This is a genomic window from Paenibacillus sp. SER-28 (genome assembly GCF_052906305.1).
In genome coordinates, this window is sequence record NZ_JBRECM010000082.1 from 1 (window position 1) to 262 (window position 262).

Annotated in this window: 1 protein-coding gene; it reads right to left on the reverse strand. The window is 51.5% G+C overall.

Annotated features, from left to right (window positions below):
* On the reverse strand, positions 1 to 262 hold a 262-nt coding region (locus tag ACUYLD_RS25720), incomplete at both ends, for a condensation domain-containing protein (RefSeq protein ID WP_446676246.1).

A 262-nucleotide genomic window follows, 5' to 3' on the forward strand; every position in this document is an offset into this window, starting at 1 on the left:
TCTCATGGCTGAAGTCCATACGTTCCAGCGTATACAGCTCGCCCTCCCCAATCGCACGGTTCCAAGCTTCATATCCGCGCTCCGTAGGTCGGAAAATGATACGCAGTGCGTCGTGATGGCTAACGATTTGATCCATCGCCGTGCGCAATGCCAGTTCATCAAAACCGTCCTTGCTATGCAGCATAATGGACTGGTTATGATGATGAGCATCCGTCAGGTTCTGCTCAAAGAACCATTGTTGCACCGGTGTCAGTTTCACAGC